The 892-nt window shown below is 64.0% G+C and carries 1 protein-coding gene; it reads right to left on the reverse strand.

What is annotated here, in order from left to right:
• A partial coding sequence (locus EN932_RS37080) for a HAMP domain-containing sensor histidine kinase (RefSeq protein ID WP_164890893.1) occupies positions 1-892 on the reverse strand: 892 nt, incomplete at both ends.

Raw genomic sequence — 892 nt, forward strand, 5'->3', positions numbered from 1 at the left:
GAGCGTGCCGCCATGGGCCTCGACGATCTGCCTGGATATCGACAGGCCAAGGCCCGAATTCTGGCCGAACGCCTCGCCGGCCGGCCGATCCGTGTAGAAGCGCTCGAAGATGCGGTCGATGTTGTCGGCGCGGATGCCGGGGCCATTGTCGTCGATGGTGACGATGTTGAACTTGCCGGCACGCGCCAGCGACAGGCTGATGTGGCCATGATCCTCGGGAACGAAGGAACGGGCGTTCTCGATCAAATTGGTGATGACCTGGCCGATGCGCAGATCATGGCCGACGACGACATAGCCTTTGACGCCCTGCGGCAGTTTGGCGGCCTTGAACTCGATCTCGACCGCCTTCTTGTTGCGCGTCGCTTCGCGCGAAACGGCGACCAGATCGGTGATGAATTTCTTCAAATCGACCGTTCCCGCATCTTCACGCGCGAGTTCCGCGTCCAGGCGCGATGCGTCGGAAATATCGGTGATGAGCCGGTCCAGCCGCCTGACATCGTGCTGGATGATATCCATCAGCCGGCCGCGCGAATCGTCGTTCTTGGCCAGCGGCAGGGTCTCCACCGCGCTGCGCAGCGACGTCAGCGGGTTCTTCAGCTCGTGCGAGACATCGGCCGCGAAGCTTTCGATCGCCTCGATCCGGGCGTAGAGCGCGTTGGTCATGTCGCGTATGGCGATCGACAGATTGCCGATCTCGTCCTGGCGGTCGGAAAAGTCGGGGATCTCCTCACGGCTCTTGACGCCGCGCCGCACTCGCACCGCCGCCGCCGACAGCCGGCGCAGCGGATTGGCGATGGTCGAGGCGAGCAGCATCGACAGGATGGCGGTGACAAGGGCCGCGATGCCGAAGACGCGCAGGATCGCCTTGCGCTCGGCGGCGACGATCTTGTCG

It is taken from the genome of Mesorhizobium sp. M7A.F.Ca.US.002.01.1.1 (genome assembly GCF_004022955.1).
Taxonomy (GTDB): Bacteria; Pseudomonadota; Alphaproteobacteria; order Rhizobiales; family Rhizobiaceae; genus Mesorhizobium; species Mesorhizobium ciceri.